Origin of the sequence: Streptomyces sp. NBC_01116 (assembly GCF_041435495.1) — a bacterium.
In the GTDB taxonomy this organism is placed as follows: domain Bacteria; phylum Actinomycetota; class Actinomycetes; order Streptomycetales; family Streptomycetaceae; genus Streptomyces.
Map to the genome: position 1 here is coordinate 58,304 of NZ_CP108645.1, position 15,380 is coordinate 73,683.

General features: G+C 69.9%; 19 protein-coding genes. 15 read left to right on the top strand and 4 right to left on the bottom strand.

Annotated features, from left to right (window positions below; genetic code table 11):
- Window positions 1-3: 3 nt before the first annotated feature.
- The gene (locus OG245_RS37575) at window positions 4-1,149 is read right to left on the bottom strand and encodes a tyrosine-type recombinase/integrase (protein WP_371628117.1); all 1,146 of its coding nucleotides are present in this window, start codon (window positions 1,147-1,149) and stop codon (window positions 4-6) included.
- 63 nt (window positions 1,150-1,212) lie between these two features.
- Between OG245_RS37575 and OG245_RS37580 the strand changes: the two genes are divergently transcribed.
- The 13 genes from OG245_RS37580 to OG245_RS37640 all read left to right on the top strand — a co-directional run bounded on the left by OG245_RS37580 (window position 1,213) and on the right by OG245_RS37640 (window position 10,373).
- Window positions 1,213-1,365, top strand: coding sequence for a hypothetical protein (locus OG245_RS37580; RefSeq protein WP_331761842.1), 153 nt, complete (start codon window positions 1,213-1,215; stop codon window positions 1,363-1,365).
- Complete coding sequence (locus OG245_RS37585) at window positions 1,362-2,111, top strand: hypothetical protein (RefSeq protein WP_331745346.1); 750 nt, start codon at window positions 1,362-1,364, stop codon at window positions 2,109-2,111. Before OG245_RS37580 ends, OG245_RS37585 begins: the two co-directional genes overlap by 4 nt.
- A gap of 22 nt (window positions 2,112-2,133) precedes the next feature.
- The gene (locus tag OG245_RS37590) at window positions 2,134-3,180 is read left to right on the top strand and encodes an NUDIX domain-containing protein (protein WP_331745349.1); all 1,047 of its coding nucleotides are present in this window, start codon (window positions 2,134-2,136) and stop codon (window positions 3,178-3,180) included.
- A 108-nt stretch (window positions 3,181-3,288) separates the two neighbouring features.
- Window positions 3,289-4,269, top strand: coding sequence for an ATP-binding protein (locus OG245_RS37595; protein ID WP_331745351.1), 981 nt, complete (start codon window positions 3,289-3,291; stop codon window positions 4,267-4,269).
- The gene (locus tag OG245_RS37600) at window positions 4,266-4,607 is read left to right on the top strand and encodes a hypothetical protein (protein WP_331728649.1); all 342 of its coding nucleotides are present in this window, start codon (window positions 4,266-4,268) and stop codon (window positions 4,605-4,607) included. Before OG245_RS37595 ends, OG245_RS37600 begins: the two co-directional genes overlap by 4 nt.
- 94 nt (window positions 4,608-4,701) lie before the next feature.
- Window positions 4,702-5,376, top strand: a complete 675-nt coding sequence (locus OG245_RS37605) for a GGDEF domain-containing protein (protein ID WP_331745353.1) — start codon at window positions 4,702-4,704, stop codon at window positions 5,374-5,376.
- Window positions 5,373-5,816: a hypothetical protein gene (locus tag OG245_RS37610; RefSeq protein WP_331745356.1), complete on the top strand. Its 444-nt coding sequence runs from the start codon at window positions 5,373-5,375 to the stop codon at window positions 5,814-5,816. The genes OG245_RS37605 and OG245_RS37610 overlap by 4 nt, the downstream gene beginning before the upstream one ends.
- Window positions 5,813-6,091 carry a hypothetical protein gene (locus OG245_RS37615; RefSeq protein ID WP_331745360.1) on the top strand — a complete coding sequence of 93 codons (279 nt, stop codon included), beginning with the start codon at window positions 5,813-5,815 and terminating at the stop codon, window positions 6,089-6,091. The genes OG245_RS37610 and OG245_RS37615 overlap by 4 nt, the downstream gene beginning before the upstream one ends.
- Before the next feature lie 188 nt (window positions 6,092-6,279).
- The gene (locus OG245_RS37620; protein ID WP_371628118.1) at window positions 6,280-6,459 is read left to right on the top strand and encodes a hypothetical protein; all 180 of its coding nucleotides are present in this window, start codon (window positions 6,280-6,282) and stop codon (window positions 6,457-6,459) included.
- Between the two features lie 313 nt (window positions 6,460-6,772).
- Window positions 6,773-6,928, top strand: coding sequence for a hypothetical protein (locus OG245_RS37625; protein ID WP_331745363.1), 156 nt, complete (start codon window positions 6,773-6,775; stop codon window positions 6,926-6,928).
- Window positions 6,929-7,008: 80 nt separating this feature from the next.
- Entirely contained in the window at window positions 7,009-7,605 is a 597-nt protein-coding gene (locus OG245_RS37630) for a hypothetical protein (protein WP_331745365.1), read from the top strand.
- Between the two features lie 405 nt (window positions 7,606-8,010).
- Window positions 8,011-9,255 (top strand): ParA family protein, encoded by a 1,245-nt coding sequence (locus OG245_RS37635; protein ID WP_331745368.1) that lies wholly within the window; start codon window positions 8,011-8,013, stop codon window positions 9,253-9,255.
- Window positions 9,252-10,373, top strand: a complete 1,122-nt coding sequence (locus tag OG245_RS37640) for a ParB/RepB/Spo0J family partition protein (protein ID WP_331745370.1) — start codon at window positions 9,252-9,254, stop codon at window positions 10,371-10,373. The genes OG245_RS37635 and OG245_RS37640 overlap by 4 nt, the downstream gene beginning before the upstream one ends.
- A 368-nt stretch (window positions 10,374-10,741) precedes the next feature.
- On the opposite strand, the gene OG245_RS37645 is transcribed toward OG245_RS37640, so the two are convergent.
- Together OG245_RS37645 and OG245_RS37650 are read right to left on the bottom strand one after the other, a co-directional pair.
- Window positions 10,742-11,005, bottom strand: coding sequence for a hypothetical protein (locus tag OG245_RS37645; protein ID WP_331745373.1), 264 nt, complete (start codon window positions 11,003-11,005; stop codon window positions 10,742-10,744).
- A 153-nt stretch (window positions 11,006-11,158) separates the two neighbouring features.
- Entirely contained in the window at window positions 11,159-11,581 is a 423-nt protein-coding gene (locus OG245_RS37650) for a hypothetical protein (RefSeq protein ID WP_331745376.1), read from the bottom strand.
- A 303-nt stretch (window positions 11,582-11,884) separates the two neighbouring features.
- Between OG245_RS37650 and OG245_RS37655 the strand changes: the two genes are divergently transcribed.
- Window positions 11,885-12,979 carry a replication-relaxation family protein gene (locus OG245_RS37655; RefSeq protein WP_331745378.1) on the top strand — a complete coding sequence of 365 codons (1,095 nt, stop codon included), beginning with the start codon at window positions 11,885-11,887 and terminating at the stop codon, window positions 12,977-12,979.
- A 705-nt stretch (window positions 12,980-13,684) separates the two neighbouring features.
- Here OG245_RS37655 and OG245_RS37660 read toward each other — a convergent pair.
- A complete protein-coding gene (locus OG245_RS37660) occupies window positions 13,685-14,590 on the bottom strand; it encodes a hypothetical protein (protein ID WP_331745380.1) in 906 nt (301 codons plus the stop codon).
- A 191-nt stretch (window positions 14,591-14,781) separates the two neighbouring features.
- Here OG245_RS37660 and OG245_RS37665 point away from each other — a divergent pair, with 191 nt between their 5' ends.
- On the top strand, window positions 14,782-15,291 hold the full coding sequence (locus OG245_RS37665; RefSeq protein WP_331745382.1) for a hypothetical protein: 510 nt from the start codon (window positions 14,782-14,784) through the stop codon (window positions 15,289-15,291).
- The last annotated feature ends 89 nt before the right edge of the window (window positions 15,292-15,380 follow it).

The following is a 15,380-nucleotide window of genomic DNA, read 5'->3' on the forward strand; positions in this document are numbered from 1 at the left end:
ACCTCACTGCCCGGCACCGAACACCGCCTCAATGTCGTCTGCGGCGTACTGGGTCGGCCACGACACCGGCTGAACCGGCCGGGCGTAGTAGGCCCCGAGCTTGTCCAGCAGGTCGTCCAGGCCGACGGCCGTGTAGAGCTCGGTGGTGCTGATGTGCGCGTGGCGCAAGATCGTCTGTACTTCGTGCAGCTTCAGCTCCGGGTCCCGGGCCATCCGCTTCGCGGCGGTGTGGCGCAGGTCGTGCAGGGTCCAGTTCGCCCCGAGCACCTCGCAGGCTCGCTGGAAGACGCGGCGTGCCGCCCAGTAGGTCAGCGGGCGGGGCTCGCCCCGGCGGGTCCGCCAGACCGGCGCCCCCTCCGGCGGCAGCCCGTCCTCCTCCAGGTAAGCGGCCAGGTAGGCCAAGCCCTCCGGGGAGGTCGGGACCGGCTGCCGGGCCCGAGTGCCCTTGGAGATCACCCAGAGCTGGCCCTTGGTCCACTCGATGTCTCCGAGGCCGACTCCCAGCAGCTCGGACGCCCGCGAGGCGGAGGCGAGGTAGCTCGACAACAGTGCCTTGTCCCGGACGCACTTCATCTGTGCGAACAGCCCGTCCCACTGGTCATCGGGGATAGACCGCGGATGCCGGACCGGCACCTTCGGCCGCAACCGGGCCCGCCGGTGCTGGTGGCGGACCTCCAACGGCGAACGGTGGGCCAGCGCGGCCCGCCGGGCCGCGCTCTCCGGGACTGGGTTGACCACCGGGCCGCGGCCGAAGGGCTGGTGGAAGGCGTAGAAGCCGTGGACCACCGTCAGGTTGTGGGCGATCGTCGACGGCGCGTATCCGGCCCGCAGGGTGGGCTTGCCCGTCTTCGGGTTCACGGACCCGGCCGGGTGGCTGCCGGGGCGCCGTCGTTCGCGCTGAGGGTTGCGGGCATGCCGCAGCCAGCCCACCAGGGCGGCGGTCTCGGCCTCGGTGACCTGTCCCCATCCCACGTCCAGGGCCCAAAGCACCCGATGCCACCGCAGCAGGTCGTAGCCGTAGCTCCGGCAGGTCGCCGTACTGGCGTCGCCGAGCATCCGGTCCCGCAGGTAGGCGCTGACCGGCTCGATCTCACGGTCGGCGGCGTCGACCACCAGCCACGGCAGCGACGGTGTCGTACCCGCGACCACAGCCCCGACCCGCGGCAGCCGTACCCGCCCGTCAATCAGATCTCGATGAAGCGAAGGAGTCTCATGCATCCCAGCATGCTCACCAAACACGGCCCCCGAGGCGACCAGATCAACCAGATAGTGCAGTTAACAGACCCCGCCCTCCACCGCGTGATCGGGATCGGCGCGGCCGCCGTCACCACCTGGCTCACCACCCGCCCCGGCGCCCGCCGGTGACCCGCACCCGTCCGAAGCACCGACGAGCACTACTGTCCCGCCAGGCCGGAACGCCGGTCAGCCTCCCCGACGCCGTCGGCCAGGTCGTCGACCACCCCAACCCCTGCCGCACCAAGTGGTTCGACGAGAGCCCCTTCTCGTACTTCCGCATGGTCAAGCGGGTGGGCGAGGTCCTGGAGGACACCGGCATCTGGCCCGCCATCTGGCCGGTGCGGCTCTGGATCGTGGAGCCGGTCGGCGATGCCGGGAACTGGAGCCACCAGCACTTCTCCTACCGGCTGCTCTCCCACCAGATCCGCGTACTGGAGGAGACCGACCCCTGGCCCGCGCTCGGTGCCGGCGGCCGGGAGGTCCTCGACGTCATCCACGAGCAGACCCCCGAGCGGGCCGCCCGGTGGGCCGCCGACTGGGACGCCGACCCCGAGGGCATGCGCGAACGGCGCAGGAACTGGCGCCTGTGCGGCACCCGGGACATCGGCCGCGGGGAGTGGGCCCAGACCGCGGCCGACATGACCGCCTACGCCAGCCGCGAGTCCGCCGCCCAGCGCTGGGCCGAGCAACTGGCCACCAGCACCGTCGAACGGACCCTCGCCGCCGCCGACTTCAGTCAGGACGCGGTCGACTACGCCCGCTCCCGCGCCGTCGAGCTCACCGTCGCCGCCCAACACCAGACCCGGCTCAGCCCGTACGTCCTCGACGCGCTGCGCGGCGTCCGCCTCGATGCCGCGCCGACCGTCGCCGCCTGACCCAACTGACGGAGGAACCCACATGAGCAAGACCACCGCGACCGTCCGGGCCGTCCCCGACATGCTGCGCGCGTGGTCGGTGAGCTGGCCGCAGTACACGCCCACCGACGTCACGCCCCCCGCCCTGCTCCCCGCAGCTCTGGCCCACCAGATGCCCGACTGGGCCGAAGCCGCACCCAGCCCGACCGACGTACGCGACTGGGACCGCCGCCAGGCCGACGCGCTCGTCCCCTACCAGCTCGACGGGCAGGGCCGGCCGCTGAACCCGCACGGGCGCACCGGCCACACCGGCAGGAACCTCGGCAAGTGGGCCGAGAACCAGGCCGCTGACCCGATCGTCGTCGCGGGCTACGGCCAGGAGCGCCGCGTCCTGCTGATCACCCGGTCCGACATCGAGGTGGAGGCCATCCCCGGCGGGATGGTGGATCCGGGCGAGACCGCTCCGGCCGCGCTCGTCAGGGAGCTCCGTGAGGAGACGCGCGTCGACCTGCGCGACCACACCCCGGTGATCCTCGGCGTCGACCTGGTCGACGAGTGGCGCAACACGGACCACGCCTGGGTGTCCTCGACCTCCGCGCTCTACCAGCTCCCCACCACGGTGACCGCCATCGGCGCCAGCGACGCGCTGGACGCCAACTGGTGGCCCTTCGTCAGCATCGAGCAGCTCGACGCGACGATCACCGCCGCCGGGCGCACCCTGTACGCCGCCCACCGGCCTCTCCTGCAACGCGCTCTCGACCACCTCGCCCAGACGGCGACCACGCCCCCCACCTCGATCGCTGAGCTGATCGCCCAGCACGCTACGAACCTCGCGCACCTCACCGAGGAGCCCCTCGCCGAGACCGGGTCCGACCTCATCGACCAGCTCCGCGAAGCCGAAGAGCGCCTCGACCAGGTCGGCATCTCGGGAGCCGACGACCTGGGCACCGCAGCCGGGCTGCTCGACCAGGCGCTCGACGTGGAGCTGGACGGCGGCACACGGCTGGAGCAGCAGGTGTTCGTCGCCCGCGCCGCGGGCCTGCTGCGCGAGCTCGCGGACATGACCGCCGAATACCGCGCCATGGTCTGACCCGGACACCGCCAGGACTGACGCCCGGTCGCTGCCCGCCCCGCCCGACCGGGGCGGGCAGCGGCTCATCCGGACCGCCCTCACACCTCGCCCGCAAGGAGATGCCCCATGAAACCGTTCCGCCTGGAGAACGCACTGCCCGTCGACACGACGATCCCCGAGCCCTCGTTGGTCTGCCTGATCGGCGCGGCCGGTTCGGGCAAGTCGACCTGGGCCTCCACCTGGCCCGCCACGCAGGTCCTCGAACTCGACAAGTTCCGGGCGTTCGTGAGCGATGACGCGGGTTGCCAGGAATCGACCGGGGACGCGGTGTCCGCGCTCCAGGTCGTCCTGGAGGCCCGCCTCGCGCGCCGGAAGACGACGGTCGTCGACGCGACGAACACCGGGAAGTCCGTGCGGGCCGACCTGATCGCGACTGCCCGCCGCCACGGCGTTCCGACCGTCGCCCTGGTCGTCCCGACCCCGGTCTCCGTGTGCGTGGAGCGCCAGGAAGGCCGGCCCGCGAACCGGCGCGTTCCCGAGCAGGTCGTCCGCGCGCAGCACGCCGCGATGGTCGCCGCCCTCCCCGGCCTGCCCGCCGAAGGGTTCGACCACGTCGTTGTCGCGGAGCACCTCTACCGCTTGGAGGAGTTGCTCCAGCCGCTCAGCGACGCCCGGCGCGCGGAGCTCGGCTGGGACGACAGCGAGGGCCTGGGCGACCTGCTCCTGGTCCGTCGCACCTTCGGCCCCGAGATCCTGCCGATGTGGCGCTGGCGCGACGGCTCGCAGCTCGCCGGCGGCGACCGCGTTGCGGAGATCCGCCTCGGAGCGGACCGCATCATCCTCGCCCAGCGCAACGACATCGACGGCGAGGGCGACGTCGGCTTCGACGTCTTGGTCGGCTGCCCCGCCGACGACGAGTGCGAGGGCCCTGCATGGGTCCCGGCCTACAACGTCACCGACCTCCTGCGCGCCCTGACCGGCGAGCTGATGACCGATCCGGACGTGCGCTGCACCGTCCACCACCCGGAAGACGACCGGGACCTGGAGGACGACCCCGAGGGCCGCGCCGACCTCGAAGCGCAGGCCATGGAAGCGATCTACGGATGACAACCAACACCCGCGAGAACCCGGCCCCGACCACACCGGACACCGTCCCCGCGGGCTGCCAGTGGTTCACCGACCCCGACGGCGCGCTCTGTCTCGCACCGGGCTGCATGGCCCGGATCCAGGACCCCGACGCACAGTGCCTGTGCGACTCGCTCGCCGCCCGCCTCGACCAGCTCACCGAGAAACTGCGGGACCTGGAAGAGCGGCAGAGGTACGCGGATGTGTGGTGGCACGCCCTGAGCAGCGTCGTACGAGACCACCCCGACAAGAGGGCGATCCTCACCGAGACCCGCGCCCGCACCGGTGCCGATCCCCGGCCACACCACCGCAACACCTGACGCCAGCAGCACACCAAAACGCCCGGGACCGCCGAGGCAACGGCGGTCCCGAGCTGTTCCCCACCCGTGTATGAGACGAGAGGGAGACCTCAGTATGAATGCCCCTGCACGCTTACCGGGCCGGATCGGCCCGCGCACCCTCCTGATCACCACAGCCGTGCCGCTGACCGGCTGGGCGGTCCACGCCGTCACCCTGCACAAGCGCCTCGCCGCCACCCGCAAGGATCCGCTGACCGGGCTGCTGCGCCGCGACGCCTACACCGCCCGCGCCCGACGCCTCCTCGCCCGCCACGGCGACGACGTCACCGTGGTCATGGTCGACGCCGACCATTTCAAGTCCGTGAACGACACCCTGGGCCACGCGGCCGGGGACACGGTCCTCGCCGCGTTCGGCAGTCGGCTCTCCGCCTGGGCGGGCCCCCGCGCCGCAGTCGGCCGTCTCGGAGGCGACGAGTTCGCCGTCACTCTGGAGCTGAACGCCGACCGACGCGAGCGGCGACTGGAGCAGCTGGTCCGGATGCTGCACACCCCGGTCGTCCTGGACGACGGCCGCACGGTCGACGTCGCCGCGTCGGTCGGCGCCGCGACCCCGGACGTGCTGGGCACCCGCGACCTGAGCGCGTTGCAGAGGGCGGCCGACGCCGCGCTCTACGCGGGGAAGCACTCCGGCCGCGCAGTCGTCGCGACGGCCGCGCACGCGACCACGCCGTCCATCAACGGCCGCCGGGCCGGCCGCCCGGGCACCACCGTGTGGGGGCGAGCCGCATGAGCGTTGCACTCCTGCCCGAGGGTGACTGGATCCGGGGCATCAGCATCAAGCAGCCCTGGACGACCGCGATCCTGACCGGGTCCAAGACCATCGAGAATCGCCCGCAGCCCTGGTCGTGGCGCGGCTGGCTGCTGCTGCACGCAGGCCGCCAGGTCGACCGCCCCGCCCTGCGCGCGCCGATGGTCGCCCGGGCGATCCGCAGCCGGGAGCTGACGACCGGCGCGGTGATCGGGGTCGCGCGGCTGACCGGTTGTCACCAGGACCCGGATGGCGCCCCGCCCTGCACCGAGTTCGCGCAGCCCGGGGCGTGGCACCTGGAACTCGTCGACGTCCATGCCCTTGCCCTGCCGATTCCGGCGCGCGGACAGCTCGTGCCCTGGCGGCCGACCGAGGACCTCGTCGACCAGGTCCTCCAGCAGCTGCCGCACCTGCGGCCGTGACCCGAGCCCGCAACAGGAAGCAGCCCGTCGAGCCCGGCCTGATCCCCGCGCCCGGCGAGCTGCTCGACTGGCGGGACAGCCAGCACTTCGACCGGTGGCAGGCCCAGCCCTGCGCACTGTGTCAGCAGCCCACGCCGATGCGTTCCCACGCCAAGGAACCCGTCCACAAGGCCTGCGCAGAGAGCTGGATCGCAGCCAACCCGGTCGAGGCACGTCGGGGCCGCTTCGCCTCGGACTCCCAGCCCAAGAGCCGGCACGAGAGCAACCACGCCTGACCGGCAGCACCGTCACCGAGGTGATTCGGTCACCTCACCACGGACGCGCCCCGAGTCGTGACCCCGTACGAACTCCCGCGGTGAGCAAACCGGTGACCACACCCCGGTTCGCTCAGAACACGCACCCACCGCCACGAGAACGCAACCCCCGCGACCCTACTCCTGAACTCCTCCCCCGGAGGTCCCTCATGAGCATCAGCCACCAGGACCACGCATACCCCGAACCCGCAGCCCACCCGAACTGGTCCAGCCGCCACCACAAGCCCCGGCCCCTCACCCCGGCCCAGCAGAAGCAGAACCGAGACGCACTCCTCCGCGCCCAGCACACCCCCCGCCCCCGCCACACCACCATGAAGGCCGCCCGATGAACCCCCTCACCCTCGACGGATACCTCGACACGGCCCCGGAACCCGGCCCCACCCCGCAGCCGCCCACTTCGACCTGATCCGCCTCCTCGACCACCTGGACACCACCGAACCGGACTCCTGCGCGCAGGTCTTCGCGTGCACCACCGAAACCCCCGCAGGCACCGAGCTGATCCTGCACCGGGCCCAGCTCGGCGACCTCCTGCGCATCTCCGGCACCGTCACGGAGCCCGGCTCCCCCGGCGCTCCCCCGCATCTGCGCGTTCACGCGATTGACGTCCTCGACACCGCGCTGCTCACCACCCTGGGAGCCACGGTGCTGGAGCGCTACGGCACCTACGTCCTCGTGTTCGACGCCGACCGCGACGAGGTCCCCGTCTTCACCACCACCGGCCGCTGGGTCGGCGAAGCCGCCACCCCCGACGCCATCGGCCACCTCATCCACGCCTTCGAGAACACCAACCCGCCCTGAAGACCACCACGCCCTCCCCCGCCCCGCCCCGCCGGCCACGATGCCGCGCCACCGAACCCGACCCAGCAAGGAGGCCGCTCATGCTCACCTTCTTCAACCAGTTCCCCCAGCGGATCTCCGACGTCACCACCCAGCTCACCACCCACGGCATCCCGCTCACAGCCCCCACCACCCCGGCCTCTCTCCAGGACCCCAATGACCCGTGGGCCAGCAGCCGGCCCACCCCGCCGGTCGACCGCACCGCCCTCGCCTGGTGCACCGCGGCCCAGATGCTGAGCGCCCACCACCGCACCCCCCTCAGCACCCAGGTGCTCTCCGCCGACGCGCTGATCCGCGAGCTCGGAGTCCGCGGGCTCGCCCAGCTCCACATCGACCTCCACGACGGTGCCCCCATCGACTACCGTCTCACCCGCTGCCCGTGCTGCTCCGGCTGCGGCGAGGACCCCCTCCTCCAGGACTGCGCGGAACTCGACTGCCCCCCGCAGTACGAGTTCATCGGCCACGACCACATCTGCCCGGTCTGCATGGGCGCCGACTACCAGCCCGACTGGTTCGCCGAAGAACGCATCACGGACCTTGACCGACTGCTTGCTGATGCTCTCGGGCGTCGAGATGCCCAGGGCCTCTGGCCGAGGGTGAAAGCCCGTCACCGCATGAGACTGGCAAGGCGGAGCTAGCTCAGCAGTAGATCGCAGGCCCCGTACGTCCCAGCGCTGGAACGTACGGGGCCGATTGTGTTTCGGGGTATGCAGTCTGGCTTCCGGCTCTCAAGGTGTACCGCCGGACCTGCTGGCTGACTGCTCGTGCGGCGATGGTTGGGCCGAAAAGCCACTTCTGGGAGAAAAGCGACCGGCAGGAAGGGGGTTCTGCCAGGCGAACTCGAAGGTGTTGGTGTGATCGGGTGCGGCCTGGACCGCAAGGCCCCCAGCGGGCCGCCCAGGGATTTTCGTTGTCTGGATCGCGGTGTGAGCGAGATGTATGCCCGAGGTATTACGGCGTAATGAGCGACTCCTGACTGCGATTCAATACAAAACTAACGCGCCGATGGTGGAGTCGATCTTTGACGTTAGTAAGGTATGTGCATGACTTCGTCTGACTCAGGTGACCGCGAGAAGGTCGTCTCTAAGCTGCCCCCCGCCCTGCAGCAGGGTCTGAAGGTCCGCGCCGCACAGCACGGCACCGACATTCAGCACGCCGTCGAGGCCGGGATCACCGCATGGCGCCGGCTCGGAGCGAACCTCCCCACAGCCGACACTGGAGGAGCAAAGCCGTTCGCCACCTTCCTCCCACCAGGCCAGTGGGACGAGTTCCGCGAGGCCTGCTCCTCCCGCGGTGTGTCGCTCATCCAAGGGCTCACGCAGTCTGTGCTGTTCTGGCTCGACACCAACCCGGCCCCCGGCGTCGTCCGACCGGAACACCCCAAGCGGATCATCATCTGCAACCAGAAGGGCGGCGTAGGCAAGACCGCGCTCGCCGCCGGCGTCGGTGAGGCCTACGCCGAGGACAGCGACCAGCTGCATCCCGTGCGCATCTCCAAGCACTTCGCCGCCGCCCTCATCGAGCCCGACCAGGAACCGGCATCCCCCCTCGACTACGAGGACCTTCCCGGGCTCGGACTCCGCGTCCTCCTCGTCGACTTCGACCCTCAGTGCCACCTCACCAACCAACTCGGACACGACCCGCTGCCCATCGAGGGCGACTCCCTCACCAAGCACATGGCGGGCGAGGCCAAGGGCGACCTCAAGAACCTCATCGTCCCCATCGAGGACCCGCGCTTCGGTGACCGCCTGCATCTGCTGCCCGCGTGCACCGACGCCTTCCTCCTCGACGTGAAGCTCTCCAGCGTACGAGCCCGCGAAGCAGCCCTCGAACGCGTCCTCGGAACAGTCGAAGGCGACTACGACGTCGTCATCATCGACTGCCCCCCCAGCCTCGGCCTCAGCATGGATGCCGCCGCCTACTACGGACGCCGTCGTGACGGAGAAGCCCCCGGCAACTCCGGCATCCTCATCATCGTCCAGGCCGAAGACAGCTCCGCCGACGCATACGGACTGCTCACCGCACAGGTCGAAGACCTCCGCGCCGACATGCACCTCGAACTCGACTACCTCGGCATCGTCGTCAACCACTACGACGCCCGCCGCGGCTACATCGCCACCTCCTCCCTCCAGTCATGGATCGACATAAAGGACCCACGGGTCGTCGGCGTCATCGGAGACCTCAAGGAACAGAAGGAAGCCGTCCGCGTGAAGCGGCCCCTCCTCGCCTACGCCCCCCGCTGCGATCAGGCCGTCGGCATGCGTGCACTCACCCGGGAGATCTCGTGAGCAAGGCAGACACCCTCCGCGCGAGCGCGTCCTTCGGCCAGGCCAAGGGAGGCATCAGCGCGCGTCGCGCCGCAATCGAAGCCGCCGCCGCTGCCCCCACCGACGGCGCTCCCCCGCCGCTCAAGCTCCCTGTCGACGTCATCAGCCTCAACCCCGACAACCCTCGGGAGAAGCTGGGTGACCTGACCGACCTTGGAGCCAGCCTCCGAGACCACAAGCAGAAGACCGCCATCAGCATCATGAGCCGGTTTGCCTACCTGGAGGGCAACCCCGACCGGAAGAGCGACCTGGAGGAGGGAACCAAGTACGTCGTCATCGACGGCAACTCGCGCCTCGCAGCTGCACGCGAAGCAGGACTTCCTGACATCAGGGTGATGCTGGACGACGAGCTCGGCAGTAACCCCGACGAGATCCTCGAATCCGCGTTCGTCGCGAACGTTCATCGTCAGGACCTCGACCCCCTCGACGAAGCGAAGGTCCTCCAGAGGCTGCTGCAGATCCACAAAACCCAGGAAGCCCTCGCCACCCGCCTCCACCGGTCACAAGGATGGGTGTCACAGCGCCTGGCACTTCTCGGACTGACTCCGGAGCTCAAGGAGAAGCTGCAGTCCGGTGAGGAGTCCGCAGCTCTCCTGCGCCGCGTAGGGAAGAAGAAGCCCGCAGAGCAGGAGGAACACCTCCGCCGTCTCAAGGAGAACGAGCGGCGAGCCCCGCGCACGAACGCGGCGCCGAAGGCTCCCGCTATCCCGGCCCCCGCTCCCCCGGCCCAGGATCATTACGCCGTAATGACGCCTGCCTCACGCAGCGATCAGGAAGCCGACGCTCCGTCCAGCGAGAACGCTTCAGGCGGACTTTCGAACGCCGCTCCAAGGCCCAGCGAGAACGACGACACACCTACAGCCGCGAAGCCCCGGCAGCAAGGTGAGATTCTCATGGACGCTGCCTTTGACCAACTCGACGCGGAGCAGCGAAGCGCCTTCATCCTCCGCTACTTCCAGCGCAGCACGGGAGTCGAAGCCGTCACGGCAGACATGCGGGGGAGCCTCCCTTCCGAGGCACGAACCTCGCTCGCAGACATCCTCCAGCAGGTTGCCACTGGCCTTCGCGGGGACACGTAGCGTCCGAGAGTCCGGCGGAGGTATCACCCGAGAACGCGGCGAGACGTAGGTGGCCGGCACCCACATCGGCAGGTGCCGGCCATCTACGTCTCGCCGATGCGACAGACGTACCCGCTCTTCAGGGTGGCAAGCACTAAGTTGGAATCGGTGCGTTCCGCTGCCTCTTCTCCGCTGAAGGCGGTACTGGCATCCACCGCGGGGATCTGAGGGGGTCAGCGGAGGCGAGCGAGCCGGGGGAGACCGGTAGATGCATGGGATCTGCGCAGCATCGACGCCCCTACCCATCCCGGCTCAGGATTATTACGCCGTAATGACGACCGCCGCACTGGTCGCTGCCCACGTACGCACTCGGCGGCCCGACCTTGGGCTTACGGTTCGAGACCTTCTAGCCAGGCAGTCACGTCCAGGGACCGCTGCAGGGCTGGTCCAAAGAGGTGTGGGTTGGCGTTGGCCAGAACGCGGTAGTGACTGACAGCTTCGCGGACTGCGGTCAGGCCTTCTTCACGTCGGCCCATCTCACCCAGGTCGATGGAGAGGTTGTGGAGGGCGCTGGCGAGGTTGGGCAGGTGGGCGTCGGGGTTGGTTTTGGTCAGGGCGCGGCGGATTTCGACAGCCTCTTGAACTGCGGCCAAGGCCTCGCCACGCTGGCCCACCCCACTAATAACGCCGCATGCGTATGCCGGTCCCCGCCGGAGCTCCACCCGGGCCGCTGGCTTCCACCCGGCCGGAGTCGACCAGGGAGAGGAGAGATCTCCGTCCCCGGCCGTTGGCCCGACTATCCCGGCTCAGGCCGTGGTCATCGGCCGCCCGGTGTAGGCGTCGCGGCGGATGTCGGCGAGGAACTGGTGAACCTGGTCGACCTCCTGCATGCACTCGATCAGGAACCCCGCCGAGGTGTACGCGCACTGCGCCCCGCCACCCGAGTAGCACCACCGCCTGAGGTACCGGGTGACCACCGCCACCAGCTTGTCCATGACGTACCCAGCCTCACAGTCGACGTGCCCGGCCGGCACCACAGTGAGGTAGCGGTCCAGCAGCAGCGCACCGAACTCGCCCACCAGCTGCGCCAGCTCCTTGCCGTCCCGGTGGAACTCCTCCAGCCGGGCCCACGCTTCCTCGTCGTCCTGCCAGACCAGCTCCACGTAGTCGCAGGCCCGCAGGATCTGCTCCGGCGCGAGCTGGGGCACCTTGGGCGACGTCGTCTCCATGACAACTCCTTGCTGTTCGCCGGCCGGGCGCCTGGTGCGCCCGGCCGATCCCCACGGTGCGCGTCCGGCCTTGTGGACAGAGACCGCGCTCCGGGACGTGGCGTGCGGGCATGACTCCGGTCACGGACAAACCGAGAGGACAAGGGGCGGTCAAGGGACGTACCGGACACCGGCGGCCAGCGGGCGTCAGACCGCGGTCAAGGGGTGACCTCGCACGGTGGCTCCGGCCCGTACGCACATCCGCGTACGGGCCGGACCTGTCACCGATCCGGCCGCGTAGGGCCGGAGAATCCCGAGGATCCGATGACCGCCGCACCCGACCCGCACACCCGCCCCGCCCCGGCGGACAGCACCACGACAGCAAGCCCCAAGGCGAGCCCTGCGGCAAGCCCCGCACCCAGCCCCGCAGCCATCGGCCGCCGCCTGAGCGTTGTTGCTGATCAGACCCCTGATTCGCCTGTCCCGGCCGGTTGCAACTCCTCTTCTACAAGTACTGATGTACTTGGAGAAGCGTCCCGGCCCCGCAAGGCCGCAGTCGCGAAGGCCGGCGCGGACATCCGCGGCGAGGTCCTGCTGACCCTCGCCCAGCTGCGCCTTGCCACACCCCGCCAGCTCAAGGCGCTGCTGCTGCCGCACCAGCAGGACACCGACCACGTACGCCGGGCGCTGCGCAACCTTCTGGAGGAGTCCCCGGCCCTGGTCGGCCGGACCAACCGCGCCCAGCAGAGCTACTGGCACTGCACCCCGGCCGGCCTCGCCGAAGCAGCGGCCTCCGGTGAACTCGCACCCACCACCGGCCGGACCACCGGCAAGCGCATCGCCGCGAGCAAGACCGGCCTTCGCGAGCACGGCCTGGCCCTGGTCGACACCGTCATCGCCTTCCACCAGGCGCAGGTCGCCGACCACGCGGACTGGCGGGTGGAAGCGCCCCACCCCACCCCGGCCGGGAACCTCCTGCCCGACGGCGTGGTGCTCCTGGCAGACGGTTCCAGCGCGTTCGTGGAGATCGACCGCACCATGTCCTACGCCCGCCTGGTCGCCAAGCTGGAACGCTACGACGCCTACCGGGGCGCCCCGGCCGCCGGGCGCGGGAACGCCGCCCGGCCCCCGCGCTCGCACTGGCACGAGAACTACGCGGGCCCGTCCCTGGACCGCCCGTTCCCGCCGGTGCTGTTCGTCTTCGCTCCGGCCCGACGCCGCGCGGCCCCGGACACGAGAGAAGCCGCCTTCCATGAGCGGGCCGGCCGGGTGGGGAGCGTGGGCTACCGGCTCACCGTGGCGACCACGACCCTGCCCCTGCTGACGGAGCACGGGGCGGGCAGGGCGGTGTGGCGGGTCGTCGGCAACGGCCGCGGTGAGGAACGCCGAACGCTGGCCGCACTGCCGAAGGCGCGATGAGCACGGCGGGTCCGGCCGGTCTTCTCGCAGGCCGGACCCACCGCCGCCGGCCAGGCGATCGCGTTCCATATAGAGGGCGGCGTTGGAACGCTGTGACCAGCCATTTTCCAACACGGAGCCGCTCGTTGGAACGCGGGCTGTCGTGGTGGGGAGGTGCCTTAGCAGCGGAGAGACGGTCCGGCTTCCATCCGCTCGGTCCGGCTGGAACGCACAAGGGCTCGTCAACCAGGTAGGGCCAAGCCCTGGCCGGGGCTCCCCCGGACCCGCCTCATTCAGGGGCCCGTTTTTAAAACCGGCCCCCGATTCTGACGGCGGCGGCTGCCGGACCGAGGACGGCGTCGGCGCGGTTGGCAGCGGGGCGTGCACGATGGCGCCCTTGTTCGCCTCGGGGACCAGGCCGTACACGATGATGCACGAGGCGTCTATCCGGCCGGGGCTGTCCGGGGTCGGACGGCTGTCACGTCGGCCCTTCCTCTCCAGGTCGGTGAACACACCTCGGATGTCGGTGCGCAGGTCGCCGATGAACGCCACCACGGTCCGGTGGACGCGGTAGCGCTGTTCCGGGGTGAGGTGCCTCGGTGAGCAGCTTTGCGAATCGTCCTCCGAGCGCTTCGCCTGCTCGGCTTGATCGGCCTGGTCGACCGGCAAAGTACGAGCGTCCTGGTTTGGCTGTACGTAGTCGACAGACGGCAGCCTGTATGGCGGTCAGGGCGGAGATGTGCGTGAGCCCGTTGCGGGGGTGGTGAGGAGGGGGCCGGGGCCGGCGGCCCTGCGGCCGGGGACGGCGGGGGAGAGGTAGCCGCGTGCTCGGGCTGCTTTGATCCAGTCCTTGATGGTCGGTTCCGGACGGTTGAACAGGTCAGCCAGGCGCCGGTGCAGGCCAGGTCCCTTGGTAGCTTCCCGGAGATAGGCGTGGGCCACGATCTGAAGCAGTTCGCCATCGAGCGGGGGCCGGCCTCGCTGTGCCGGCTGCGCGAGCGCGTTGGCGTTCTCCAGAGCTTGCCGGGACGCTGGTGTGAGGCCTGGGTCTGCTGCTCGGGCTCGGCCCAGGACGATGACGCCTTCCTCTTTCCATGTCTGGTCGGCCAGCTCGGCCTGAGCCAAGGCCACGATCTGACCGACAGGGATGCGACGCAGCACGTCACCCGAGATCGGTGCGTATTCTGCGACCTCCGCAGTCTCTTCCCCAGGACCGACGAAGTCTCCCCAGTCGTCCCAGTGCCCCCACTTCGGTTGCCAAAGCTCAAGCTCGACTACTCCGAGGCCGGAGCCCTGGTTCGCCAGGATGCCGTAGACCGTGACCGGCAGATCGGCTGCCTTGTAGAGGAAGTCCGCGACGTAACCAGGGCCCCGCCCTCGTTCCTTGACGAACAGGGTCAAAGACGGCCCCGGCACGGCGTTCTCGGGGATCTCCGCCAGATCGGGGTAGTTGCTCCAGGGTTCCAGCACGGTGGTGACGAGAGAACCCTTCCAGAGGTCCACCTCCTGACTGCTGCGCGCACAGTCGTAGGAGCGATCACGGACACGAGGATGGTCCGGCTTCACACGGAGCTCATCCTCGGGAGCATCAGGGTTGACGTAGTCATCGGTGCTGAACACTGGCTCGGGCATGCGTCCAGGCTAAAGACAACCGGCTCGCGCAGAGGAGGAGAAAAGGGGATGACTAGGCGTGCGGAACAAGTCACCCTGACCATGCCCGCAAACCCGGAGCCTGCTCCGGCCAGCCTTGACACAGTCACCCGCTGCTGCAATTACCCAGAGCCGAGGGAGCATCATCAGGAATCTCCTGTAGACCTGGCGGCATGAAGCTCAACGACCTCGGCCCGCTGATGGCCCGCCGCCAAGACGGCCGCCTCAGCTTCGACCGATTCCGCTCCGACCCGGCACTGGCCGCCCTGCACTGGCCGGACGACGTCCTGGAACAGTTCCTCTTCGAGCACGGCGACAACGGCGCTTTCGTGCACGACTACGGCACCATCGACCTTCGGCACATCACCTGGCAGCTGGAGACCATCCCCGCTGCGGACTTCCACACCATGCCGACCGGGAAGACCCACGCCGGCTGCATCGAGAGCTACGCCGCCCACCCGGTGCACTGGGTCGCGGTCCGGCCCCCAGAAGTCGGCCGGCACTGGGAAGAGCACGGGACCTGGCTGCGACCGCCGCTCCTGATCGACCGGCGCCTCCTGGACCCGGCGGACAACGGACTGCAGGTCCTCGAGGGACGTACGCGCGTCGGCGTCCTGCGCGGCCGGGCTCGCGAGCAGCTGCGCGTCGCCCTCAACCACCACGCGTGGGTGGGACGTCCGTAGAGGCGAACAGTGCTCGCTGCGTACGCTGCCAGCATGAAGGCGTTCTTGCGGAGGGGTGCCGATGACTGAGAAACCCGTCTGTGCCCACC